This window comes from Amycolatopsis aidingensis (assembly GCF_018885265.1).
Lineage (GTDB): Bacteria > Actinomycetota > Actinomycetes > Mycobacteriales > Pseudonocardiaceae > Amycolatopsis > Amycolatopsis aidingensis.
On the sequence record NZ_CP076538.1, the window covers coordinates 3,828,077 to 3,850,122 of the forward strand.

Annotated in this window: 23 protein-coding genes and 1 pseudogene; 15 read left to right on the forward strand and 9 right to left on the reverse strand. The window is 68.9% G+C overall.

The features are described from left to right. Position 1: 1 nt before the first annotated feature. Positions 2 to 805, reverse strand: coding sequence for a helix-turn-helix transcriptional regulator (locus tag KOI47_RS17445; protein WP_232376811.1), 804 nt, complete (start codon positions 803 to 805; stop codon positions 2 to 4). Between the two features lie 746 nt (positions 806 to 1,551). Here KOI47_RS17445 and KOI47_RS17450 point away from each other — a divergent pair. The 4 genes from KOI47_RS17450 (at position 1,552) to KOI47_RS17465 (ending at position 5,782) form a co-directional block, all read left to right on the forward strand. After that, positions 1,552 to 2,376, forward strand: coding sequence for a p-hydroxycinnamoyl CoA hydratase/lyase (locus KOI47_RS17450; RefSeq protein WP_216204415.1), 825 nt, complete (start codon positions 1,552 to 1,554; stop codon positions 2,374 to 2,376). Between the two features lie 32 nt (positions 2,377 to 2,408). Then, positions 2,409 to 3,917, forward strand: coding sequence for an AMP-binding protein (locus KOI47_RS17455; RefSeq protein WP_232376082.1), 1,509 nt, complete (start codon positions 2,409 to 2,411; stop codon positions 3,915 to 3,917). A gap of 264 nt (positions 3,918 to 4,181) precedes the next feature. Next, positions 4,182 to 4,880 (forward strand): DUF899 domain-containing protein, encoded by a 699-nt coding sequence (locus KOI47_RS17460; protein WP_216204420.1) that lies wholly within the window; start codon positions 4,182 to 4,184, stop codon positions 4,878 to 4,880. A 155-nt stretch (positions 4,881 to 5,035) separates the two neighbouring features. Continuing rightward, positions 5,036 to 5,782, forward strand: a complete 747-nt coding sequence (locus KOI47_RS17465; protein ID WP_216204423.1) for an SDR family oxidoreductase — start codon at positions 5,036 to 5,038, stop codon at positions 5,780 to 5,782. A 113-nt stretch (positions 5,783 to 5,895) separates the two neighbouring features. Here the strand turns inward: KOI47_RS17465 and KOI47_RS17470 are convergent, their stop codons facing one another. After that, entirely contained in the window at positions 5,896 to 6,375 is a 480-nt protein-coding gene (locus tag KOI47_RS17470) for a winged helix-turn-helix transcriptional regulator (protein ID WP_216204426.1), read from the reverse strand. A 138-nt stretch (positions 6,376 to 6,513) separates the two neighbouring features. Here KOI47_RS17470 and KOI47_RS17475 point away from each other — a divergent pair, with 138 nt between their 5' ends. After that, a complete protein-coding gene (locus KOI47_RS17475) occupies positions 6,514 to 7,008 on the forward strand; it encodes an SRPBCC family protein (protein ID WP_216204429.1) in 495 nt (164 codons plus the stop codon). Positions 7,009 to 7,186: 178 nt separating this feature from the next. Further along, positions 7,187 to 7,933 carry a DUF899 family protein gene (locus KOI47_RS17480; RefSeq protein WP_216204433.1) on the forward strand — a complete coding sequence of 249 codons (747 nt, stop codon included), beginning with the start codon at positions 7,187 to 7,189 and terminating at the stop codon, positions 7,931 to 7,933. A 14-nt stretch (positions 7,934 to 7,947) separates the two neighbouring features. Here KOI47_RS17480 and arsM read toward each other — a convergent pair whose 3' ends face one another. Next, positions 7,948 to 8,724, reverse strand: coding sequence for an arsenite methyltransferase (arsM, locus tag KOI47_RS17485; protein WP_216204435.1), 777 nt, complete (start codon positions 8,722 to 8,724; stop codon positions 7,948 to 7,950). Positions 8,725 to 8,800: 76 nt separating this feature from the next. Between arsM and KOI47_RS17490 the strand changes: the two genes are divergently transcribed. From KOI47_RS17490 to KOI47_RS17500, 3 genes and pseudogenes are all read left to right on the forward strand, one after another. Next, entirely contained in the window at positions 8,801 to 9,190 is a 390-nt protein-coding gene (locus KOI47_RS17490; RefSeq protein ID WP_216204439.1) for an ArsR/SmtB family transcription factor, read from the forward strand. A 44-nt stretch (positions 9,191 to 9,234) separates the two neighbouring features. Then, a pseudogene (gene arsB / locus KOI47_RS17495) lies at positions 9,235 to 10,262 on the forward strand (ACR3 family arsenite efflux transporter). A gap of 22 nt (positions 10,263 to 10,284) precedes the next feature. Then, positions 10,285 to 10,692, forward strand: coding sequence for an arsenate reductase ArsC (locus KOI47_RS17500; RefSeq protein ID WP_216204443.1), 408 nt, complete (start codon positions 10,285 to 10,287; stop codon positions 10,690 to 10,692). Here the strand turns inward: KOI47_RS17500 and KOI47_RS17505 are convergent. Beyond that, complete coding sequence (locus tag KOI47_RS17505) at positions 10,685 to 11,107, reverse strand: TIGR03668 family PPOX class F420-dependent oxidoreductase (RefSeq protein WP_216204446.1); 423 nt, start codon at positions 11,105 to 11,107, stop codon at positions 10,685 to 10,687. The two genes, KOI47_RS17500 and KOI47_RS17505, sit on opposite strands and share 8 nt — an antisense overlap. A gap of 141 nt (positions 11,108 to 11,248) precedes the next feature. Between KOI47_RS17505 and KOI47_RS17510 the strand changes: the two genes are divergently transcribed. Both KOI47_RS17510 and KOI47_RS17515 read left to right on the forward strand, forming a co-directional pair. After that, complete coding sequence (locus KOI47_RS17510) at positions 11,249 to 12,370, forward strand: MAB_1171c family putative transporter (RefSeq protein ID WP_216204449.1); 1,122 nt, start codon at positions 11,249 to 11,251, stop codon at positions 12,368 to 12,370. Between the two features lie 36 nt (positions 12,371 to 12,406). Then, a complete protein-coding gene (locus tag KOI47_RS17515) occupies positions 12,407 to 13,591 on the forward strand; it encodes an amidohydrolase family protein (RefSeq protein WP_216204453.1) in 1,185 nt (394 codons plus the stop codon). A gap of 159 nt (positions 13,592 to 13,750) precedes the next feature. Here KOI47_RS17515 and KOI47_RS17520 read toward each other — a convergent pair whose 3' ends face one another. After that, the gene (locus tag KOI47_RS17520; protein WP_216204455.1) at positions 13,751 to 14,668 is read right to left on the reverse strand and encodes a S66 peptidase family protein; all 918 of its coding nucleotides are present in this window, start codon (positions 14,666 to 14,668) and stop codon (positions 13,751 to 13,753) included. Then, on the reverse strand, positions 14,665 to 16,641 hold the full coding sequence (locus KOI47_RS17525; protein WP_216204458.1) for a prolyl oligopeptidase family serine peptidase: 1,977 nt from the start codon (positions 16,639 to 16,641) through the stop codon (positions 14,665 to 14,667). Before KOI47_RS17525 ends, KOI47_RS17520 begins: the two co-directional genes overlap by 4 nt. A gap of 73 nt (positions 16,642 to 16,714) precedes the next feature. Between KOI47_RS17525 and KOI47_RS17530 the strand changes: the two genes are divergently transcribed. Genes KOI47_RS17530 through KOI47_RS17540 form a run of 3 tightly spaced genes read left to right on the forward strand, consistent with a single transcriptional unit; the run spans position 16,715 to position 19,102 of the window. After that, positions 16,715 to 17,290 carry a DUF3090 domain-containing protein gene (locus tag KOI47_RS17530; RefSeq protein WP_216204460.1) on the forward strand — a complete coding sequence of 192 codons (576 nt, stop codon included), beginning with the start codon at positions 16,715 to 16,717 and terminating at the stop codon, positions 17,288 to 17,290. A gap of 8 nt (positions 17,291 to 17,298) precedes the next feature. Next, the gene (locus KOI47_RS17535; protein ID WP_332461413.1) at positions 17,299 to 18,105 is read left to right on the forward strand and encodes an SCO1664 family protein; all 807 of its coding nucleotides are present in this window, start codon (positions 17,299 to 17,301) and stop codon (positions 18,103 to 18,105) included. A gap of 13 nt (positions 18,106 to 18,118) precedes the next feature. Beyond that, positions 18,119 to 19,102, forward strand: coding sequence for a phosphotransferase (locus KOI47_RS17540; protein WP_216204464.1), 984 nt, complete (start codon positions 18,119 to 18,121; stop codon positions 19,100 to 19,102). Here the strand turns inward: KOI47_RS17540 and KOI47_RS17545 are convergent. Beyond that, positions 19,062 to 20,465 (reverse strand): pyridoxal phosphate-dependent decarboxylase family protein, encoded by a 1,404-nt coding sequence (locus KOI47_RS17545; RefSeq protein ID WP_216204466.1) that lies wholly within the window; start codon positions 20,463 to 20,465, stop codon positions 19,062 to 19,064. The genes KOI47_RS17540 and KOI47_RS17545 overlap by 41 nt on opposite strands. A gap of 41 nt (positions 20,466 to 20,506) precedes the next feature. Continuing rightward, on the reverse strand, positions 20,507 to 20,776 hold the full coding sequence (locus tag KOI47_RS17550) for a hypothetical protein (protein ID WP_216204469.1): 270 nt from the start codon (positions 20,774 to 20,776) through the stop codon (positions 20,507 to 20,509). A 63-nt stretch (positions 20,777 to 20,839) separates the two neighbouring features. Here KOI47_RS17550 and KOI47_RS35705 point away from each other — a divergent pair, with 63 nt between their 5' ends. Next, a complete protein-coding gene (locus tag KOI47_RS35705; protein ID WP_232376083.1) occupies positions 20,840 to 21,625 on the forward strand; it encodes a hypothetical protein in 786 nt (261 codons plus the stop codon). On the opposite strand, the gene KOI47_RS17560 is transcribed toward KOI47_RS35705, so the two are convergent. Then, positions 21,622 to 22,011: a hypothetical protein gene (locus KOI47_RS17560; protein WP_216204472.1), complete on the reverse strand. Its 390-nt coding sequence runs from the start codon at positions 22,009 to 22,011 to the stop codon at positions 21,622 to 21,624. The two genes, KOI47_RS35705 and KOI47_RS17560, sit on opposite strands and share 4 nt — an antisense overlap. Between the last annotated feature and the right edge of the window lie 35 nt (positions 22,012 to 22,046).

Sequence of the window (22,046 nt, forward strand, 5' to 3'; positions counted from 1 at the left end):
CTCATCCCGCCGAGACCGCATCCGGAAGGTCCTCGATCTCCAACTCGGCCATCGCCACCGACCGCATGTCGACCGGCGCGATGAGCACCGGTGGATCGAGGGTCCGTTGCGGGCGCAACACCAGGTCGACCGCGATCGTCGGAGTCCCATTGCGTACCACCACGGGTCCGTAGGAGCCGACATAGGGCGTGTCGGCGGGATCCCTCGTCGTGGTCGTCGGCACCTCGGCGCCAAGGGCGATCGCCTGCGCGTGCACGTGCCAAGTGCCGTGCGGGACCTCGTCCAGCACAAATGGGCCAGGACCGGACAGCACGGTACAACTGGCCGGGGTACCCTGCGGGATGGACTCGCGGAAGAGCCCCACGAAGGTGTAGCCGCGCCTGCCTCCATCGAGAACCCGCATGTTGCCGCGCATGGTCGCGCCCGAGCTGCTCACCCGGTGCGCGCGGGTCTCCAGCGCGCGGCGCGGAGCGTAACCGCCCAACTGGCGGAACGCGATAGGGGAGACACCCACGCCGCTCCGGAAGCGAGAGCTGAACGTGCCCGGGCTATTGTAGCCGACCTGGTAGCTGATGTCGGCCACGGTCGACGACGACGTCAGCAACAGGTGCATTGCTTCCTTGAGCCTGAGCGCCGACAAATATCGAGCCGGAGAGACGCCCGTTATCTTCCGAAAAAGTCGAGTAAAGTAGAATTTGCTAAAATTTGCCGTTCGGGCCATGTCGTCAACGGTTATCCGGTCAGCGAGATTTTCTCGCATATAACCGATCGAGCGTTCTATGGCCCGCATTGCATGCTGGTCCATGCTGCCCCAAGTTGGCTATTCCCGCAGTATTCTCAACGTAGCACGTGATAAAACGACACGGCAAGCTTCCCTGGGGGTTAATCACCCTCCGTGGAATTGAGGAACAAGATCGAGACGGCATTTTTTAGGCCATCGTCGTAGGTTTCAAAAACTTGAATAGCCTGATCGGTGGCCGTATGGTTAGCCCGTATGGATGCCGTACCTGACCCACTAGGCCCGTCGAATTGCCCGCGGTTGAGCCATCCGGGTGGTAGTCTCACCCGGTCGCGCTGCGTACCCAGGCGCGGCAATTCGGAAGATGCGACAGTCGATCGTTATTGATATTCAGCGGTGTCCGATATTGCCGAGCATCGAGAACAGCCTCAGGTTTTCGTACAAGTTATCTTAATATGTGACGGTGGCCGACCCCGTCCCAGGGGGCGGGATCGGGCGCCTCGGGTCGATGTCATCGCTGGTCACAGGACCAAGCGTGGCAGGGCCGAGGCACCTGGACAGTCGCAATACCTGATTGTCCGCATCTTGTGGGCCCTACACTCGTGCCGAACAGAACGGTACGGGCGTACAGGCGAACTCGGGTTGCCCGATGAAGGAAGGCAAGCCGAGAGATGCCCGCAAATGTGCGCCATGTGATGCTCATATTGTCGGTCGCTACATCCGAGAGGTCCTTCTGCGGTGGCCCGAACTCTTCGGTGAAAGCGGTCAATGCATGTGTGACTGTGTACTCGTCTAGAGGAAGAAGGATTAACGTGATCACGCTGGACACTGTGAACCTCGAAATCGACGGGCCAACGGCTACGATCTACTTCAACCGCCCGGACAAGAAAAATGCGATGAACCCTCAAATGCATCGCGACATGAATGAGGCACTGGACGCCATCGAGGAGGCCGGAGGTGTCAAGGCGGTCGTCATCACAGGAAATGGTGACAGCTTCAGTTCCGGGATGGATCTGGAGGAATGCTTCCTTGAGCCGTTCGAGGATCCGCAGCGGTTCTACCGGACCAATCTGGTGGCCCTCAAGTGGTTCCAGCGCCTGAAGGCGTTTCCGGCGGTCACCATCGCGAAGGTGAACGGGTTCGCCTTCGGTGGCGGGTTCGAGGTGACCGGCCTCTGCGACCTGGCGGTCAGCTCCGAGACCGTGCTGTTCGGACTGTCGGAGATCAATTTCGGCATCTTTCCCGCCGGCGGCGCCACCTGGGCCGTGACTCACAACCTGCCCCGCAAGCAGGCGCTCTACTATATCCTCACCGGGGACACGCTCACCGGTAAGCAGGCCGAGGAGTACGGCCTGGTGAACAAGGCCGTGCCGCCGGACCAGCTGGACGCGGAGACCGAGCGCATCGTCGGCAAGATCGTCAACAAGAACCCCGTTACGCTGGAGCTGGCGAAGCAGGTCTACGAGCGTACGACCACACTGGACCTTCCGGCAGCAATCGACTACGACCAGGCCAAGCTGTGGGAGCTGTCCCGGCTGAGCAACAACGAATGGATCAACGTCGCGCTGAACCAGTTCAAGAAGCGCGCCTACCAGCCCGGTCTGAAGAGCTACGAGCGGGCGGACGCGAAGTCATGATTTTCAGCGGTCCACGCGCTCACGTACCCGAAATGTCGTTCACGTCCTATGTGCTGCAACGGGCGGAGCAGCACGCCGACAGGGTGGCGGCGATCGACTTGGCCGGGGAGCACAAGTACGGCTACGGGGAACTGGCCTCGGCCATCCGACGTGCCGCCACCGGGCTGCACGACCGCGGCTTCCGCAAGGGCGACGTGCTTGCCATCCTGGCGCCGAACGTGCCCGAGTATCCGATCATGTTCCACGCGGCGGCCACCGCGGGGGGCACGGTCATGGTGATCAACCCGCTCGACACGACAGACGAGCTCGTCGGGCATCTGAACGAGTCCGGCGCGCGCTTCCTGGTGACCTTGCCCTCCGATCTGCCCAAGGCGCAGGAGCTCAAGGCCCGCACGGACGTTGCCGAGCTGGTCGTGCTCGGGGAAGCGGACGGGGCGACCTCGATGTCCTCGTTGCTCGAGGCGGACGAGGATCCACCCGAACCGGACATCGACCCGGCACAGGATGTGGTGGCCTTGCTCCACTCCAGCGGCACCACTGGATATCCCAAGGGCGTGCTGCTGACGCACCGGAACATGATCGCCAACGTGCTCCAGATCTCCGAGACCGCCCCGCTCGGCGCGGACGAGAAGGTGCTCGCCGTGCCGCCCTTCCACCACGCCTTCGGTCTGGTTATGGCGATGAACTCGAGCCTGTTGCAGGGCGCGACGATCGTCACCATGCCCCGGTTCGACCCGGAGGCGTACCTGAAGGCGATCCAGGAGCACCGCATCACCCGGCTGTACGTGGTGCCGACGATCGCCGTGCTGCTGGCCAGGAGCCCGCTGGCGGACCAGTACGACCTGTCCTCCGTCCGCGGGATCGTCTCCGGCGGGGCAGCGCTCGACCCGGAGATCGCCGATCTGGTCCGCAGTCGCCTCGGCTGCCAGATCGGGCAGGGGTACGGCCTGACCGAGGCGCTGGTGTCGTTCATGCAGCCCGAGGAACCGGTGGCACCCGGCTCGGTCGGCCGCAACGCCCCCAACATCGAGTGCAAGATCATCGATGTGACCACGGGGGAGGAGCTGGGACCCAACCGCAACGGCGAGATCCTGGTGCGGGGACCCCATGTGATGAAGGGGTACCTCAACGCCGAGGAAGCCACCCGTGCGGTACTCGAGCCGGACGGTTTCCTGCACACCGGCGATCTTGGCTACTTCAACGACGATGGCGAACTCACCATCGTCGACCGCATCAAGGAGCTCATCAAGTTCAAGGGGCAGCAGGTGTCCCCGGCGGAGCTGCAGGCGGTGCTGCTCACTCATCCGAAGGTCGCGGACGCCGCGGTGATCGGGGTACCGGACGAGGAGGCCAGCGAGATCCCGAAGGGTTTCGTGGTCGCGAAGGAGCCGGTAACCGCTGAGGAGATCATGGCGTTCGTGGCGGAGCGGGTGGCGCCGTACAAGAAGATCCGGCAGGTCGAGTTCATCGACCAGATCCCCCGTACCCCGGTCGGCAAGATCGAGCGGCGCAGCCTCGCCGAGCGGGAACGCGCCGCCTGACGGGTTCCGGCAGCTGCCGTGACCACCGTGGCCGGCGGTGGAGTCGAGCGTACCCCGCGCGGCTCCACCGCCTTTCCACGCTAATTCGTAAACTACCTTTCCAGCTCGGATTTCTCGGGCTCGAGAAGTCAATTTGAAAGAAGAAACGTCGCGCTAGCTCATGGAGTCTGGATGAGGGGTGGTTCCGATCAGGAGCCGGTGTCCGTCATGGTCCACGGCTCCGGTCGCGGCGGATCCTCCCCGGACAAACCTTGAGGAGATCTGATGAACCTACCGAAAGTTGTTACCAGAGAAGAGTGGTTGGAGGCACGTAAAGCTCTGCTTGAAAAGGAGAAAGAGGTTACCCGCGCCCGCGACATGATCGCCGAGGAGCGGCGTAGCCTGCCGATGGTCCGGGTGGACAAGGAGTACCTGTTCGAGGGCCCGAACGGCACGGTCACGTTGCTGGACCTCTTCGAAGGTCGCCGGCAGCTCGTGGTGCGGCATTTCATGTTCGGGCCGGACGACGAGGAAGGCTGCATCGGCTGCTCCATGCAGGCGGACAGCGTCGGCGAGCTCGCGCACATGTGGGCGCGGGACACCACCTTCGTGATGATCTCCCGTGCGCCGCTTTCGAAGCTCGAGCCGTTCAAGGCCCGCATGGGCTGGGACATGCCTTGGTACTCCTCATTCGGCAGTGACTTCAACTATGATTACGAGGTCACCTCCGAGCTGGGCGAGTCCCCCGGGGTGAGTGCGTTCATCCGGGATGGTGACGAGGTCTTCTTCACCTACTCGATTTTCGATCGTGGCGGGGAAATCTTCAAGAACTTCTACAACTATCTGGATATCACTGCCCTGGGACGGCAAGAGGACCAGCTCGAGCACCCGTGGGACTGGTGGCGGCACAAGGACCGGTACGACGACGCGAACGCGGCGGCTCCGGGTGCCAACTGGTGGAACGGAACCCGGTACCAGTCCTAGGGGCTGTTGTCGAAGGAGCGCGCGCAGTCCGGCCGCCGGTGCGCGGTTACCGGTGGCCGGACTGCGTGGCCTACCGGCTGGAAAGTGTCGTACGAAGCCGGAACAATGACCTGGACCGACGAGATCGATACGGAAGTTATGATCTGGAGGACACAATGAGCGACCTGTCCGGCAGGACCACGATCGTCGTCGGCGCGAGCCGCGGCCTTGGCTACGGCGTTGCGACGGCCTTCGCCGAGGCCGGCGCCCCGGTGGTCGCCGTGTCCCGCACCGCCGCGGACTTCCCGGAACCTGCCAACGGCTCCGGCACAATTCATCCGGAGATCGCGGATGCGGGTGCGGCCACCTCAGTTGCCAGCCTGCTCGACCGCCATGAGCCGGAGGTGATCACTCTGGTGGCCGGCGCGACCCCCCACATGCGCCCCTTGCAGCAGCAGACGTGGGAGACGTTCTCGGTCAACTGGGAGAGCGACGTGCGGATGACCTTCCACTGGCTACGCGAGATCCTGCTCAAGCCGCTCCGGCCGGGCAGCAGGGTGGTCGTGGTCAGCAGCGGCGCGGCGATCGGGGGTTCACCACTCAGCGGAGGTTACGCGGGGGCGAAGGCCACCCAGCGGTTCATCACGTCGTATGCCCAGGACGAGGCGAGGCGTGCCGGCCTCGACATCACGTTCACCACGATCCTGCCGAGGTTCGCGCCGGAAACCGGCGTCGGCGAGCCCGCGGTGCGGGCGTACGCGGCGTCCGCGGGGAAGTCGGTAGACGAGTTCCTCGAGCCACAGCGCCCGCTACTCACCCCGCGGATCGCCGGTGACGCGCTGGTCGACCTGGTGCGCACCGATCCCGCTGACCTCAAACCCGCCTACATGCTGACCGGGGGTGGGCTACAGCAGCTCCCCTGACCGGCACAATCGAGACCTCGGCTCGTACCTGATGATCCGGACGCCACCGCCCGATCGCCAGGCACGAGCCGTATTCGTCTCATTTGGTGGTGCACGATGTGCAACGGAGCGCATCAGCCTGGCCGGGCCTTCTGCTGGGAGGTGGGTTCTCCAGGGCCGACCGGACCACGCTTGACCTCCACAGGCGAGGGCTGACCGTCGCAGCAGGAGCATTCCATCCGCAACGCGACCTGCCCACCACAGCCTTCGTGCTCGAAGGTGATGGGATTGTCGTCCTGGTCCGCCCACCGGTTACCCCATTCGGTGAGCGCGACGATGATCGGCTGTAGCTCGCGGCCCTTACGGGTGAGCACGTATTCGGTACGACTGCCGCCGCTGCCCGGGCGGAGCTCGAAGATCCCCGCCCCGACGAACTCGCCCAGCCGCTTGGCCAGCACGTTCGGCGCGATATCCAAGCTACGTTGGAAATCGGTGAAGCGAGTTATCCCGGCAAACATCGCATCGCGGACGATGAGCAGACTCCACCGCTCACCAACGAGTTCGAGCGTACGTGCTGCGGAACAGTTTTGGCCTGGGTAACGACGTCCCAGCATTGGTTCAGTTTGACACACAAGCTTGCATGATGCAAGTCATGGCGTTAACTTGCTTGATACAACAAGAGCAACTAGTGTGATGCAAGTACTCGTGCCAGTATGTCACAACCTTGTTCCGCGCGTTGTAATCGAGGAATGATGAGCGATCAGAGTTTCACCACCGCGTTCCTGGTGAAGCAGAGTCCGCGAGAAGCCTATGCCGCGATCGTCGACGTTCGCGGCTGGTGGTCGGAGGAGATCGAAGGCGGCGCGGCCAGACCCGGAGACGAGTTCACGTACCGGTACGGCGAAGTGCATCGTTGCAAGATTCGTGTGACGGAGGCCATTCCCGACCGCAAGATCTCTTGGCTGGTACTCGACAACTACTTCAACTTTATCGAGCACCACACGGAGTGGATCGACACCACGATCCACTTCGACATCTCCGAGCAGGACGAGGAGGTGACCGAGGTCCGGTTCACCCACCAAGGGTTGCATCCCGGGCTCGCGTGCTTCGATGCCTGCTCCGACGGGTGGACGTTCTACATCAACGGCAGCCTGCGGAACCTGATCGCCACCGGCAAGGGAAACCCGAACAGCTCCCTGAAGCCGCAGACGGCCGCCGAGGCCGTGGCGGCCCGGCGGGACCAGTAGCGCCGCGGTCACGACCCGCGGAAAACGGGCTTGGCACGTGACGACGACCCCGGAAGCGCCCGCGGCGATCACCGGCAGGCAGTGGCTGATCGTCTTCCCACTGCTCGGGTGCGCCGTTCATGCATTCGGGACAGGCGTCCGGCTGAAGCAGGGCACGGACAGAGCATCTGGAGCAGAGATGAGTGATTCCCTTCCGGCCAGGCCGCCGCTGGCCGGGCAGGAACCGGAACTGCCGGAGGTCGTGGACCGGGCCACCTGGCAGGCACGGCTGGACGAACTGCGGGCAAGGGAGAAGGCCCAAACCCGGGAGAGCGACGCGATCGCCGCGGCCCGCAGGCGGCTGCCCATGGTCGAGATGGATCCCACGATCCCGCTGGTCGGCCCGGAAGGCCCGGTCTCGCTGCTGGAGACCTTCGAAGGTCGCAGCCAGCTGGTCGTCTTCTATCACATGTGGCATGAGGGGCAGCTATGGCAGGACCAGTGCGAGGGATGCACCTTCTACACCTCGCAGGTCCGTGAACTGTCCTATCTGCACTCCCGCGACGTCACCTATGCCATCTTCAGCCAGGGGCCCTACCAGGAAAGCGTCGCCTACCACGAGTTCATGGGCTGGGAGATGCCCTGGTACTCCGCGAAGGACTCACTCGAGCCCCTGCTGTACGGGCGCGGGCCCTTCGTGCTGGCCTGCTACCTCCGGCAGGGCGACCGGGTGTTCGAGACCTACTGGACCACCCGCCGCGGTGTGGAGGGGATGGCGCCCACCTATCAACTGCTCGACCTGACCCCCTACGGCAGGCAGGAAACGTGGGAGGACTCCCCGCCCGGTTGGCCACAGCCCTTCCCCGTCACCGGTGCGCAGCAGCGCACCAACGGGCGGCCCACCGCCCAGTGGCCGCGGCTCGCCGCGCGGGCCGCGGCCGAGTAGGTCGATCCTGCTGCTCAGGAATCCACCGGGGTCGGACCGGATTGCTTCGTGGCGCGCACGATCGCCGAGTGCATGCCGTCGGCGACTTGGTGGGTGGGGCTGAGCTCGATGCCGGTGAATCCGGCGGCAGCCAGCTGGTCGCGGTACTCGGTGAAGCTGAGCGCGCCCGCGATGCAGCCGACATAAGAGCCGCGCTCGGCGCGCTGCGCGGGGCTGAGCCGGTCCTCGGCGACCACATCGGAGACACCGATCCGGCCGCCGGGAGCCAGTACCCTGAACATCTCGGCGAACACGCTGGGCTTGTCCACCGACAGGTTGATCACGCAGTTGGAGATCACGACGTCGATGGTGCTCGCGGGCAGCGGGATAGCCTCGATGGTGCCCTTGAGGAACTCCACGTTGGTGGCACCGGCCTGCTGCGCGTTGGCCAGCGCCAGCGCCAGCATCTCCTCGGTCATGTCCAGGCCGTAGGCCTTGCCCGCGGGCCCGACCCTGCGGGCGGAGAGCAGGACGTCGATCCCGCCGCCCGAGCCGAGGTCGAGGACCCGCTCGCCCTCCCGTAGCTCGGCGACCGCGGTGGGGTTACCACAGCCCAGTGCCGCGGCGACCGCGTCGGCGGGCAGTTCCTCGCGCTCGGCGAGGGCATACAACGCGGCGCCGAAGTTGTCCTCGGGCGCAACCGGACCAGCTCCGCAGCAGCCGCCGTTCGCCGCTGGGGAGCTAGCGGCGACGGCCGCGGCCGCATAGCGCTCCCGGACGGTCTCGCGCAGGTTCTCGGGGTGCTCGCTCATCTGGAGCTTCCCTTCTGTATCGATGTCTGTCGATACAGACTTTGCGCCTTGGATCGAGATCTGTCAACATAGAAGAATGTCAATGCAAGAGGGTCCTGGTCGGGCCGAGGACTGCTGCGCCGGGTTGCTGGCCGCGCCGCTGGGGGCGGAGCAGGCGGCCGAGCTGGCGCCGGTGTTCAAGGCGCTGGGAGACCCGATCCGGCTGCGCCTGCTGTCGATGATCGCCACCCGTGCCGGGGGAGAGGTCTGCGTCTGCGAGCTGACCCCCGCCTTCGAGCTTTCCCAGCCCACGATCTCGCACCACCTGAAACTGTTGCGGCAGGCCGGGTTGATCGACTGCGAGCGGCGTGGGACCTGGGTTTACTACTGGCTGCTGCCGGAGGCCACGGACCGGCTCGCCACGCTGCTCAGCCGCCCGGTCGGCGAACCGGCAGGCACGCCCGCCGTCGCCGGGGGTGGTTCGTGACCACCCGGACCGCGGATCCCGCCACGCTGCCGGTCGCGGGCCGGATGTCCACACTCGACCGCTTCCTGCCGGTGTGGATCCTTGCGGCGATGGCGGCGGGCCTCGGGCTCGGCCGCCTGCTGCCCGGACTCGGGGACGCGCTGGCGCAGGTCACCGTCACCGGCATCTCACTGCCGATCGCGCTCGGCCTGCTGGTGATGATGTATCCGGTACTGGCCAAGGTCCGCTACGACCGGCTGGACACCGTCACCGGTGATCGTCGCCTGCTGATCCCCTCCCTGCTGTTGAACTGGGTGCTGGGGCCGGCGTTGATGTTCGCGCTGGCCTGGTTGTTCCTGCCGGACCTGCCGGAGTATCGCACCGGCCTGATCATCGTGGGCTGGCAAGGTGCATCGCCATGGTGATCATCTGGAACGACCTCGCCAGGGGCGACCGGGAGGCCGCGGCGGTACTGGTGGCGGTGAACTCGGTGTTCCAGGTGCTCGCCTTCGCCGTACTGGGCTGGTTCTACCTCGCGGTGCTGCCCGGCTGGCTCGGCCTGCCCACCACCGGGCTGGAGGTCTCCATGGCGGAGATCGCCGGTAACGTGCTGATCTTCCTCGGCATCCCGCTGGCCGCCGGTTACCTCACCCGCCGGCTCGGCGAGCGGCGCAAGGGCCGGGACTGGTACGAGACCCGGTTCCTGCCCCGGATCGGCCCGTTCGCGCTGTACGGCCTGCTGTTCACCATCGTGATCCTGTTCGCCCTTCAGGGGGACGCGATCACCAGCAGGCCATGGGACGTCGGCCGGATCGCCCTGCCGCTGCTGGCCTACTTCGTCCTGATGTGGGCCGGATCTTACGCCCTCGGCCGCGCGCTCGGCCTGCCGTACCAGCGCCGGACCACTCTGGCGTTCACGGCCGCCGGCAACAACTTCGAACTCGCCATCGCGGTCGCGATCGGCACCTTCGGGGTCACCAGCGGCCAGGCCCTCGCGGGCGTGGTCGGCCCGCTGATCGAGGTTCCGGTGCTGGTGGCGCTGGTGTACGTGTCGCTGGCCCTGCGCCGCCGCTGCCACCCTGAACCACGCTGAGCACTGAGCATGAGGAGGGTTCGTGTCCGATATCCCCGAGGTCCTGTTCGTCTGCGTGCACAACGCCGGCCGGTCGCAGATGGCCGCCGCGCTGCTGCAGCACCATGCCCGCGGCAGGGTGCGGGTGCGTTCCGCCGGGTCGGCGCCCGCCGATGAGGTGAATCCGGCGGTAGCCGAAGCCATGCGGGAGATCGGCCTGGACATCTCCGCGGAGGTGCCGACGAAGCTGACCACCGACGCCGTGCAGGCCAGCGATGTCGTGATCACCATGGGTTGCGGGGACGCCTGCCCGGTCTTCCCTGGCAAGCGGTATCTGGACTGGACACTGGCCGATCCTGCGGGCAGGGACCTCGCCGCCGTTCGCCCCATCCGCGAGGAGATCGACCGCAGGGTACGGGCGCTGCTGGCCGAACTCGTCCCGGTCAGCTGAACGCCCAGCCGCTCCAGCGCGTGACCTCGGTCAGCACCACCGGCCCCTCCGGCGGCCGCTGCGCGTACTGCGGGTACTTCGCCCGCAGCGCCTCCACCGTGGCCGAACGCTGCGCGGGGTCGGTGCGGATCGTGGCGCGGCCGTCCGCGCGCGCCCACCACAACCCGGACCAGTCATCCTGGTAGTGATCCACCAGGAAGCACACCTCCGGGTTCACCTCGATATTCCGCAGCCGCCGCAGGTCGGTGCCGCGCTTGGGCTTGTGGTCCACCGCGAACACGATCGCGTCCGGCGCGCGCAGCAGCGCGAAGGTGACCGGCACCAGATGCGGCCGCCCGCCGGCATCCGCGGTGGCCAGCCGGGCCACTCGCGCAGTGGCGAAGCGGCGGCGGGTCTCATCCTGGCTGAGGCGCATGGGCGGGCCTGGTGTCCTAGGTCACACGGGCGGGTCGCGTAGGGTCAGGATAACGTTGCGTGCCGTCGGCAGTGCCATCCGGTGGATTGCCCGGTGCTGTCCGGTGTTCGTCAGCGTCCGTGAACGTCCGTCGGGGGTGTCGTGAGTCCGTTCGCCATCCTGTTCGTCGTTGTGCTCGGCACGGCGCTTGGCTGGAAGGCGTATCAGCTGTCCAGGGCACCGGGGGACCGGCCGTTGCTGGCGGTCACCCTCTGCCTCGCCTGCGCGGCCGTGGCGTTCCCACTCGGCCTGCCTGCCGGGGCACAGGTGGTGGACTCGGTGTTCGAGTCCGGGGTCAGCGAACTCGGGCAGAACGTGCTCCTGCTGGCCACCGTGTACTGGCTGATGTGCTTCTACCTGTTCTCCGCGACCGACCTCGAGCAGGGACGCCGCAGGGCGAAATGGGAGGCCGTGCCGCTGGCCGCGGTGATCGTGACGATCACGGTCGCCACCTTCGCCACCCCGGTCGAGCTGCGCTGGAGCAGCTTCGACGAGGCCGATATGCGACTCACCGGGGCGGCGGTGTTCTACCTGGTGGCCGGGCTGTACTTGGTGTACGCGATCGCCACGGCCCTGCACTGGACCTGGCGCTACGCCGGGTCGACCCGGCCCCCGCTGTCGGTGGGCCTGCGGCTGGCAGGCGCCGGGATGGCAGGCATGGTGCTGGCGGGTTCGGTGCGCGCAGGCTTCGTGGTGATCCGGTGGAGCGGCGGTAGCGTCCCGCCCTGGCTGAACTCCACCGCCTCCCTGCTGCTGTCGCTGGCCATCCCGCTGTTCGTGATCGGGATCAGCTATCCGAGCGTCGCCACCCGGATCGCGGCGTTGCGGGTCTGGCGGCAGCACCGCAGGCGGTACCGGCAGTTGCATCCGCTGTGGAGGGAGTTGCACCAGGTGTACCCGGAGCACGTGCTCGGCAGGGTGCCGGGCAGCGCGTGGCGGGACGCGCTGCGCCTGCGCGGCGTGCACCGCCGTTACTACCGCCGCGTCATCGAGTGCCGGGACGGTCTGGTGCGAATCAGCCCGTACCTCGCGCACGCCAGGGAGGCCGCGCCGGAGGGTGCCCCGCTGGCCGAGTTGCTGCGTGTGGCGTTGCGGGCCCATGCCGAGGGGAAGCAGGTCAGTACCAAGGCGAGCGCGATCGCCGTCCCTGCTGCCGACGATCTTGATGCCGATGTGCACGAACTGGTCGAGCTGTCCGACGCGTTGCGGCCACGGCCGGCCTGAGAGCCTCGGAACCGGACGAAGGGGTACCCAGTGGAAATGCTGATCTCGGCCGGGCAGGTGCTGCCCGGTCCCGCGGGCAGGAGCGTCCTGGACGGGGCAGTGCTGGTGCGGGATTCGGCGATCGTGGCCGTCGGGGAGCGGGCCGAGGTCGAGCGCCGCGCGGGCGCGGCGGCCGAGCGCCGGGACTTCCCCGGGGCCACCCTGCTGCCCGGCCTGATCGACTGCCATGTCCACCTCGCCTTCGACGCGAGCCCCGACCCGGTGGCCGCGGTGCGGGCCCAGGACGAGGCCACCCTGTTCGCGGAGATGGCGGGCAGGGCGCGGCGATTGCTGGACACCGGGGTCACCACGGTGCGCGACCTCGGTGACCGGGACGGGCTCGCGGTACGGCTGCGCGGGTCGATCGCCGAGGGCCGGTTGCCTGGCCCCCGGATCCTGGCCGCGACGGCACCGCTGACCGTCCCGGACGGGCACTGCTGGTTCCTGGGCGGGGTGGTCGACGGCGAGGACGCGATCCGCAGGATGGTGCGTCACAACGCGGCGGCCGGTGCCGACGTGATCAAGGTGATGACCACTGGCGGCGGGCTCACCAAGGGTGGCGCCGCCACCTGGGAGTCGCAGTTCAGCGCCGAGCAGCTGCGCTGGGTGGTGGAGGAGGCGCGCCAGGTCGGGCTGCCGGTCGCCTCGCACGCCCATGGCAGCGAGGGCATCGCCGCCTCGGTCGCGGCGGGTGTGGACACCATCGAGCACTGCACCTGGATGGCCGAGGGCGGGTTCGACGTGCGGGAGGACGTGGTCGCCGAGATCGCGGCCAAAGGGATCCACGTCTGCCCCGGCGCCAGCCCCAACTGGCGTGGTTTCGCCGAGCGGTTCGGCCAGGAGCGCGCGATGGAGATCTTCGGCCGGGTGCGCTGGATGGCCGAACAGGGCGTGCGGCTGATCGCCGGAACCGACGCCGGGGTGCCCGGCGCGGTGTTCGACAACCTCCCTGGCAGCCTGGAGTTCTTCGACTTCCTCGGCTTCCAGCCAGCCCGCATCCTCGACCTGGCCACGGTGGACGCCGCCGCCGGCATCGGGCTCGGCGACAGCACCGGACGGCTCGCCGAGGGCTACCGTGCCGACCTGCTCGTGGTGGACGGAGATCCGCTGACCGAGCTGGACGCGCTGCGCGAGCCGTTGCTGGTGGTGGCTGGCGGGCGCCCGCACGTCCCCGGAAACTAGGCGCTGTCAACAACGTGGCTGCCCGAGGTGATGCGGGGGCGCGTCCGGCCGAAGGCCTCACGAACCCGGCTGCGGGTCGCCTGTCCGCCCGGCGCAGCGGCCGTGACCAGAGCACGGCCCGTAGACGGGTTCGGCGACCGCGCGCCTTCTGAAACACAGCTAGCGCAGCGCCGGCCCGTCGAGGGTGAGTGTGCCCGCGTCGGCGTCCAGCCGGGCCGGCAGGCCCAGCGGCACGGTGAGCGCGCCCGCGTGGTGGCCGAACCCGAGCTCCCACAGGATCGGCACGCCCAGCGGCGCGAGCCGGTCCAGCATCAGCGCCCGGACCTCGGCCTGCGGTCCGCAGTCGGTCCATGAGCCCAGCGCGATCCCCGCCACCTCGTCGAACCAGCCGGTGCGCAGCAGTTGGGTGAGCATCCGGTCGAGCCGGTAGAGCTCCTCGGTCACGTCCTCGAGGATCGCGATCCCGCCGCGGGCAGGCAGGTGCTCCGGGGCGCCGAGGCTGGCGGTCAGCAGGCTCAGGTTGCCTCCCACGGTCACACCGCCCGCGCTGCCCGGCACCAGTGCCTCCGCCCGCGGCCCGGACAGCACCAGCGTGCTGTCCGGGCAGAAGAGGGTGCGCCACAGGTGCTCGCCGGCGGCCAGGTCGAAATGCGTGGTGGCCGGCATCGGCGAGAACAGCGTCACCAGGCCCAGATGTGTACGTACCGCCTCGTGCAGCGCCGTGACATCGCTGGACCCGGCCAGCAGCTTCGGGCCCGCGGTGCGCAGCCGGGGCCAGTCGATCAGGTCCAGGATGCGGCTGCAGCCGTAGCCGCCCCGCGCGGCCAGCACGGCGGTCACCTCGGGGTCCAGCCAGGCCCGCTGGAAATCCGCTGCCCGGACGGCGTCGGTGCCCGCGAGGTAGCCGAAGGTGGTGTCGCTGGCCTGCACCGAGTCGTAGAGCTTCACCGAAAGCCGCCAGGACTCCAGCACCGCGACCGCGTGGTCCAGCAGCCGCTTTGGCACCGGGCCCGCGGGGGCCACCAGCGCGACGGTGTCTCCCGCTTCGAGCCTGCGGGGCCGGGTGCCGCCGGTCACCGGCGCAGATCCACGACCGGGATGCCGGGCGGGGTGAAGCCGAACACCTGGCCGTAGAAGGACAGTTCGGCCTCCAGCGCGGCGATGATGGTCTCCGCCTTGCGGAAGCCGTGCTGCTCGCCCGCGAAGGTCAGGTAGCCGTGGGGGATACCGCTGCCCTCCAGCGCGGCGACGAACCGGTCGGCCTGCTCCGGCGGGCAGATCTCGTCGTCAAGGCCCTGCAGGAACAGCACCGGCCCGGCCAGGGAGTCCGTCCGGTGCAGCGGGGACCGCGCACGGTAGCGATCGGCGGTCTCCGGAAGCGGCCCGATCAGGCTGTCCAGGTACCGGGACTCGAAGTCGTGGGTCTCGCCGCCCTCGCCGGTCCAGCTGGTCAGGTCGAGGATGGGGAACTTGATGGTGCCGGCGCGGTAGCAGGCGGTCGCCGGTGGGGCCGGAGTCATCGAGGCGGCCGAGGTGAACCCGCCCGCGCTCCCGCCGCGCACGGCCAGCCGGTCCGGGTCGGCCACGCCCTCGGCCACCAGTGCCTCGGCGACGGCGGCGCAGTCGGCGACGTCCACCACGCCCCACTGCTGGCGCAGCCGTTCCCGGTAGCGCCTGCCGTACCCGGTGGAGCCGCCGTAGTTCACCGCGGCCACCCCGATGCCGCGGCTGGTGAAGAACGCGAAGTCGAGATCGAGCACCGGGAAGTTGCGGCCGGTCGGCCCGCCATGCACGTGGATGAGATAGGGCGGCAGCTCACCATCGGGACCGGTGTGCTCCGGGCTGGTCGGGTGGTAGAGGTAGGCGGGAACCCGCTCCCCTTCGGCGGTGGTGAACTCCCGTTCCTCCGGCACCGGCAGGTAGCCCTGCTCGACGAGGGTGCCGGTGAGCTCCCTGCCCGCGGTCTCGCCGAGTTCGGTCAGGGTGTCTGCCCCGAGGTCGGCAACGACCACCGTGCCCTCCTGCTGGGGCCCGGCCGCGATCCCGGCGACCCCGCCCGCGAACGGCACCAGGTTGGCGGACCAGGCCGGCCGTCGGCGGGCTCCGGCCACGTCGGTGACCGTGCCGCCGCGCTCGTCAAGGACGGCGAGCCTGCCCGAGCGCAGCACGGCGTGCCGCCCGCCGCCGAGCGGTGCGAACCATTGCAGGCCGAGCTTCCACAACGGGCCACCGAGTTCCTCGGCTACCGGGGCGAGGTTGCCGGCGGTGCCCTCCAGGCCGATCCGGTGCAGGTTCCACCAGCCGTCCGGGTCGAGCAGCGCCAGCAGGGTGTCCGGGGTCTCCCACTCCAGCTGGCAGACCGCGATCTCCCGGCCCCCGGCGAGCACCCGGTGGCGGCCGAACGCACCGTCCGGGCCGACCTCGGCCACGCACAGCTCGGTCCCGTCCCATGGCATGGCGGGGTGGTCCCAGCCGAGCCAGGCAGCGTGCCTGCCGTCCGGGGACAGCTGCGGTGCGGTGAGGAAGTGGTGGGTGGCGGCCAGTACCCGCGGTGGCCGCCCGTCCAGGGTGAGCGACACCAGGTCGCGGGCGATGTCGGTACGGCGCGGCCCGGTGCTGGTCTCGCGTACGGCCCAGATCTCTCCCGCCCGGCCGGGGCGCAGGTCGGCGTAGCGGATGCCCTGGGGCACCTCCGGCTCCGGGGTGATCGGCCGTACCGACCCCTCGGCGCGGTCCAGCGCGTATACCCGCTGGTCGTCCCAGTGCGTGAAGGCCACGGCGTCCCCGATGGCCATCCAGGGGCGGCCGCCGTACTCGTGCACCCGGTTGCGCACGTTCCACGGTGCGGGCAGCAGCTGCTCGACCTCGCCGCCATCGAGGTCGCCGTCCGAACGGACGAGGGTCACCCTGCCACCTTCGGCCGGTCGTGACTCGGCCCACCACAGCTCACCGTCGACCACGCCGAGCCACTGCGGTGCCCCGCCTGCCTCGGCGACGACGGCCGCGCTGATCGGTGAGCTCCAGGTCCCGTAGGGAGAGATCATCGGCATCCGGCCACTCTAGTCACGGATCGTGGGGCGGTGGGTGCCGATCAGATGGCTGTGGCTTAGGGTCGTAAGTGCCATGGCTCGCGTCATACATGTCTTCCGCCAACCCGACCGCTTCGTCGCAGGCACGGTCGGGGAACCCGGCGACCGCACGTTCTACTTGCAGGCATCCGAGGATGTTCGCACGATCAGCGTGACCATCGAGAAACAGCAGGTCGCGGTGCTCGCCGAACGTCTCAGCTCACTGCTGGAGGAGGTGGCGAACCGGTTTGGTGCCGAGGTACCCGAGGAAGTCCCGGACGACATGGTCGACGTGGACCCACTCGACGTGCCCGTCGAGGAGGAGTTCCGCGTGGGCACGATGGGCCTTGGCTGGGACTCCGAGAGCAGCGCGGTGGTGATCGAACTACTCGCCATCACCGAGGGCGAGGTGGACGAGACGGTCGTGCTGGACGACACCGAGGAGGGTCCGGACGCGGTCCGGGTCTTTCTCAGCCCGGCCGCGGCGCGGGCCTTCGCCGAGCGGGCGGACCGGGTCGTCAACGCGGGCCGCAAGCCCTGCCCGTTGTGCGGTGAGCCGCTGGATCCCGTCGGTCACGTCTGCCCCCGGCAGAACGGCTACCGGCGCGACCAGGACGTCTTCGAGAGCTGATCCCGCCGGTGCCCGAGTCAGGAGTGGATCCGGCCACGCCGGAAGCCAGGGAGCTGGTGGCCCGCGGCCGCATCGAGGTGGAGGGGCGGCTGGTGGACGCCTCGAACGTCACCTTATTCTGCGCGATCGAGCTCGACGGGGTGAGCGCCAACGCGGTGTACAAGCCGGTGGCGGGGGAGCGCCCGCTGTGGGATTTCCCGGACGGCACCCTTGCGGGCCGCGAGGTGGCTACCTACGAGATCGCGGAGGCCACCGGGCTGGGCAAGGTGCCGCCGACGGTGCTGCGCGAGGGCCCGTTCGGGGAGGGCATGGTTCAGCTCTGGGTGAACACCACCGACGAGGAACTCGTGGACGTGTGCTCCCCGGACGATGTGCCCGACGACTGGCGGGTGGTGCTGCATGCCCACGACCGCACCGGGGAGCCCGCGGTGCTGGCGCACTCCGACCACGAGGGGGTGCGCGACCTGGCCGTGCTGGACATCGTGGTGAACAACACCGACCGCAAGGGCGGGCACGTGCTGGCCGGGAGCAACGGCCGGATCTACGGGGTCGATCACGGCATCTGCCTGCACGCCGATCCGAAGCTGCGCACCGTGCTGTGGGGCTGGGTCGGCGATCCTCTTCCCGATGAGGTCGTGGCGAAGCTGGAGGGCCTGCGACCCGCGCTGGACGGCGAGCTGGGCAAACTGCTGGAGCCGTATCTCACCGGCGGCGAGGTACGCGCGGTGGCGGAGCGAGCCGACCGGCTGCTCGCCGAGCGGGTGTTCCCGGAACCGGGCGACGACTGGCGGGCCATTCCCTGGCCGCTGTTCTGACGGTGCTGTCCTGATGGAGCAGCCGCCCGCGGAGGTTGGCGAGCCCGCGCTGCGGCCGGCGTTGCGCCGGTTCGGTATCGACGCCGACGTGGTGCGGTACGCCGCGGTCGGCTTCGGGGACCACCACTGGACGGTCACCGGCGCAGGCGGGCAGCGTTGGTTCGCTACCGTCGCCGATCTGGCGCACAAGGACCACGACGGCCGCGGAGCCGCAGCGGCCCTGGACGGCCTGCGCCGGGCGATGGACACCGCGGCGCGTCTTGGCGAGCGGCTGAGTTTCGTGGTGCCGCCGCTGCCTGCCGAGGACGGCGGCCCGGTAGTCGCCCTGAACGACCGGTACGCGCTGAGCGTCTTCCCGTTCGTCCAGGGCGAACCCGGGTGGTTCGGTCAGCAGCTGTCACCCGTGGAGCGGGAGCGGGTGCTCGACCTGCTCGCCGAGCTGCACCGCCAGCCGCCGCCGGGGGATATCCCGGTCGTGGGGCTCGACTCGCCCGGCCGCGCCATGCTCGCGGACGCGGTGGCTGGCCGGTGCGGGGAGTGGGCTGGCGGCCCGTTCGCCGGTGCGGCGGCTGACCTGCTCGCCCGGCATGCCCCGGCATTGCGGGCCCGGCTGCGGGAGTTCGACCTGCTCGCCGAGCGAGTGCGGCAAGGTGGTGCGGCGCGGGTGGTCACACACGGCGAGCCGCATCCAGGCAACCTGCTGGCAGCCGCCGGAGGATACCGGCTGATCGACTGGGACACCGTGGCTCTCGCGGTGCCCGAGCGGGATCTTGCCGTCGTCACCACCGACGCCGCGCTGCTGGAGCGGTACGCCCGCGCCACCGGCAGGGCGCCGGATCCGGATGCCCTCGCGCTCTACTCGCTGCGCTGGTTGCTGACCGACGCGGCCGAGTTCACCGCGTGGTTTCGTGGTCCGCATGCCCGTACCTCGGACACCGAACGGGCCTGGCGGTGGTTCACCGAGACGCTGGAACGGCTCGAACGGCCTGCTCGATAGCCGCGGCGACCCGTTCGACGTCGGCCTCGCCGGTGCGCCAGTTGCTGAATGCCGCCCGGAGCGCGGGTGTGCCCTCGTACCTGGTCGGGGTGAGGAACGCCGTGCCGTCCACGGCGATCGCCTCGGCCAGCGCGTCCACCCGTTCCGGGGTGGGGTCCTCGGCCAGGGTGCAGCACACCACGTTCAGCCGCACCGGGGCGAGCAGCCGCAGTGCGGGCATTTCCTCGATCCGCCGCCCGAGCTGCCCGGCCAGCGCGATGTCCCGCTCGACGATCTCCTGGTGCCCCTGCCTGCCGTAGGCCGCCAGTGCGAACCAGGCCGGCAGGGCCCGCAACCGCCGTGAGTTCTCCGGGGTGAGGTGCACGAACGCGGGATCGTCCGTGGGCAGCCCGAGGTAGGCGGCGGCGTTCTGGAAGACCCGTGCCTGGAGGTCCTGCCTGCGGCTGAACTGCACCGCCGAGTCGTATGGCACGTTGAGCCACTTGTGCAGGTCCACGCACACCGAGTCGGCCTCGGCCAGCCCGGCCACCAGGTGTGCGTGCGCGGGGGAGAGCGCGGCGAACGCGCCGAAGGCCCCGTCCACGTGCAGCCAGAACGGGTAGCGCTCGCGCAGCGCGCCGATCGCCCGCAGGTCGTCGAAATCGACCGTGTTCACGGTGCCCGCGTTGGCGACCACGATCGCGGGCCTGCCGCCCAGCGCGTCCAGTTCCGCCGCGAGCCGGTCGGGGTCCACGGCCTCCCGGCCGTCCAGGGTCGGTACCGTGCGCAGGCTCCCGCGGCCGAGGCCGAGTATCGCGAGTGCCTTGGACAGGCTGGAATGCGCGGCTCCGGACAGCACCGGCACCGGCCCGAGGGCCGCCACTCCCTGCTCGGCGACCGAGATCCCGGCGCGTTCACCGATCCACTCCCTGCCGATCGCCAGGCCGACGAGATTGGACATGGTGGCACCGGTGACGAAGGCACCGCGATGTGCCGGGCCGAGGCGGAGGAGTTCGGTGAGCCAGGACAGGGTCTCCCGTTCCAGGTCCGTGGCCGAGGACTCGTGCGCGGCCGCCACGTTCTGGTCGTGGGTGGCGGCCAGCCAGTCGCCAGCCACCGCCGCCGGGGTGGCGCCCCCGGTGACGAAGCCCAGGTATCGCGGGCCCGCGCTGCCTGAGAAGCCCGGTTCCCAGCGGGCCGCGAACTCGGCGAGCGCCCGCTCGGCTCCGCGGCCGTGCTCGGGAAGCGGATGCGCCGTGCCCTGCCACGGGGAACCGGCGGCAGGACGGTCGGTCAGCCCGGCGAGAACCCGTCCCGCGTGCTCGCGCACCGTGTCGAGGATCGCGGGTATGCGGTCGGCATCGGCGGCGAGCACGGGATCCATGCCCGCAGACTAGTCGTCAGGCCATCGCGGCCGTTCGCCGGTTATGCCGCACGCGCGAGCCACACCCTGGCCGCGATGGCGGGCACGCCGGGGATCGCGAAGATCAGCAAGAAGATGGGCAATTCCTCACCGAAGGAGTACCCCGCCTCGAAAACCCCGACCGCCAGGTTGAACGCCGCTACCGCGAACCACACCAGTACGAAGTCTTCCAGCGCCCGCCGGACGCCGACGGCCCGCGCCAGGTAGCCCACCGCGAAGAACAGCACCAGCAGCACGATGCCGGCGATGATGATCACGGTCGTCCGAGACATGCTCACCCCGTCCATCCGGTTCGCGCGAGCGCTCCGCCCGCCACTAGGACGATAAGCCGCCTGATGACCTTGCGCAGGTCCGCGGCCGCCGGTTGGCCCGTCCGGGTGGCCGCGCCAAACCTCGGCACGTCGCTGCGGGCCGCGTTCACCGACGGCTACTCCACTTATGCCGGCGGCAAGGCTCCGCTTGAGCACTTCACCCGCGCCGCGGCCAAGGAGTTCGCCGACCGGGCATCTCGGTCACCACGGTGGCACCGGGGCCGATGGACACCCCGTTCTTCTACGGCCAGGAGATGCCGCAACCAACTCACGCACATCGAGGACATCGCACCGCTGATCATGTTCCTCGCCACCGACGGCTGGTGGATCACCGGCCAGACCATCTTCGCCAACATCGTGATCGACCTGCACTGGCTGGAGCAGCTCATCGCGGTGGCCGAGGAAGGTAGCGTCACCAAGGCGGCCGCGGCGAGCCGGACGTGCTCCGGGTCGGGCACTCCCGCGGTGCCGGGCGATGCTGCCGGTACCCGGCGTGGTCCGGACCACGCTCACCCGGCAGAGGCTGTCCATCGCGGTCGGCGAGCACCACCGGCTGGCGCGCCGGGACAACGTCACGCTGGCGGAGCTGGCCGGAGAGACCATCATCGTGTGGGGCCATCTCCCGTCATCGGCACCGAGCACATCGCGTTCGTGACGGCCCCGCTCAGTGCCACGGCGGGCGGCGCGGCGCGGGTGCTCGACCTGACCCCGCCCTTCCATGTGTCGTTGATCGCGTTGTGGCTCGAACACGCCACGTCGAAGCCGCGCGACGCCTTCCTGCGCACGCCGCGGGAAGCCCCGGGCGGCTAGCGTGGGTACGGCGACAACGGCCGGATCAGCACCGGACGCGGCAGGCCCTCGCCGATCCGGCAGTTGGCGTGCGGGCTCTCGATCGTCACCGGCGCACCCGCGGTGCCGGGGGCGGGCAGGGACAGGATCGCCCGCAAGGTCCAGAGCGCGCCTGCGTGGTACTGGTAGGACACCTTCTCCGGCGCGAGCGGGTTCGAGCCCCGCCACACCGGCGCGCGGAACGCGCTCGCGTCCTGTTCGGATCGCAGGATCAGCACATCGGCGCAGGTGTCCCAGTGCAGCATCGCCGCGAGGAGCCGAGGCGCATCCAATGGGCCCCAGCGCAACAGTGTCCACTGCCGCCTGCGCAGTTCGGTCAGCAGGTCGTCAAGGCACAGCGAGAACACGGTTCTTTTCTCCCAATCTTTCCGATTCCAGGATG

Coding starts and splice junctions, on each gene's coding strand:
- KOI47_RS17445 (WP_232376811.1), bottom strand. CDS start 805: ATGGACCAGCATGCAATGCGGGCCATAGAACGCTCGATCGGTTATATG.
- KOI47_RS17455 (WP_232376082.1), top strand. CDS start 2,409: ATGTCGTTCACGTCCTATGTGCTGCAACGGGCGGAGCAGCACGCCGAC.
- KOI47_RS17460 (WP_216204420.1), top strand. CDS start 4,182: ATGAACCTACCGAAAGTTGTTACCAGAGAAGAGTGGTTGGAGGCACGT.
- KOI47_RS17465 (WP_216204423.1), top strand. CDS start 5,036: ATGAGCGACCTGTCCGGCAGGACCACGATCGTCGTCGGCGCGAGCCGC.
- KOI47_RS17470 (WP_216204426.1), bottom strand. CDS start 6,375: ATGCTGGGACGTCGTTACCCAGGCCAAAACTGTTCCGCAGCACGTACG.
- KOI47_RS17475 (WP_216204429.1), top strand. CDS start 6,514: ATGAGCGATCAGAGTTTCACCACCGCGTTCCTGGTGAAGCAGAGTCCG.
- KOI47_RS17480 (WP_216204433.1), top strand. CDS start 7,187: ATGAGTGATTCCCTTCCGGCCAGGCCGCCGCTGGCCGGGCAGGAACCG.
- arsM (WP_216204435.1), bottom strand. CDS start 8,724: ATGAGCGAGCACCCCGAGAACCTGCGCGAGACCGTCCGGGAGCGCTAT.
- KOI47_RS17490 (WP_216204439.1), top strand. CDS start 8,801: ATGTCAATGCAAGAGGGTCCTGGTCGGGCCGAGGACTGCTGCGCCGGG.
- KOI47_RS17505 (WP_216204446.1), bottom strand. CDS start 11,107: ATGCGCCTCAGCCAGGATGAGACCCGCCGCCGCTTCGCCACTGCGCGA.
- KOI47_RS17515 (WP_216204453.1), top strand. CDS start 12,407: ATGCTGATCTCGGCCGGGCAGGTGCTGCCCGGTCCCGCGGGCAGGAGC.
- KOI47_RS17525 (WP_216204458.1), bottom strand. CDS start 16,641: ATGCCGATGATCTCTCCCTACGGGACCTGGAGCTCACCGATCAGCGCG.
- KOI47_RS17530 (WP_216204460.1), top strand. CDS start 16,715: ATGGCTCGCGTCATACATGTCTTCCGCCAACCCGACCGCTTCGTCGCA.
- KOI47_RS17540 (WP_216204464.1), top strand. CDS start 18,119: ATGGAGCAGCCGCCCGCGGAGGTTGGCGAGCCCGCGCTGCGGCCGGCG.
- KOI47_RS17545 (WP_216204466.1), bottom strand. CDS start 20,465: ATGGATCCCGTGCTCGCCGCCGATGCCGACCGCATACCCGCGATCCTC.
- KOI47_RS17550 (WP_216204469.1), bottom strand. CDS start 20,776: ATGTCTCGGACGACCGTGATCATCATCGCCGGCATCGTGCTGCTGGTG.
- KOI47_RS35705 (WP_232376083.1), top strand. CDS start 20,840: ATGACCTTGCGCAGGTCCGCGGCCGCCGGTTGGCCCGTCCGGGTGGCC.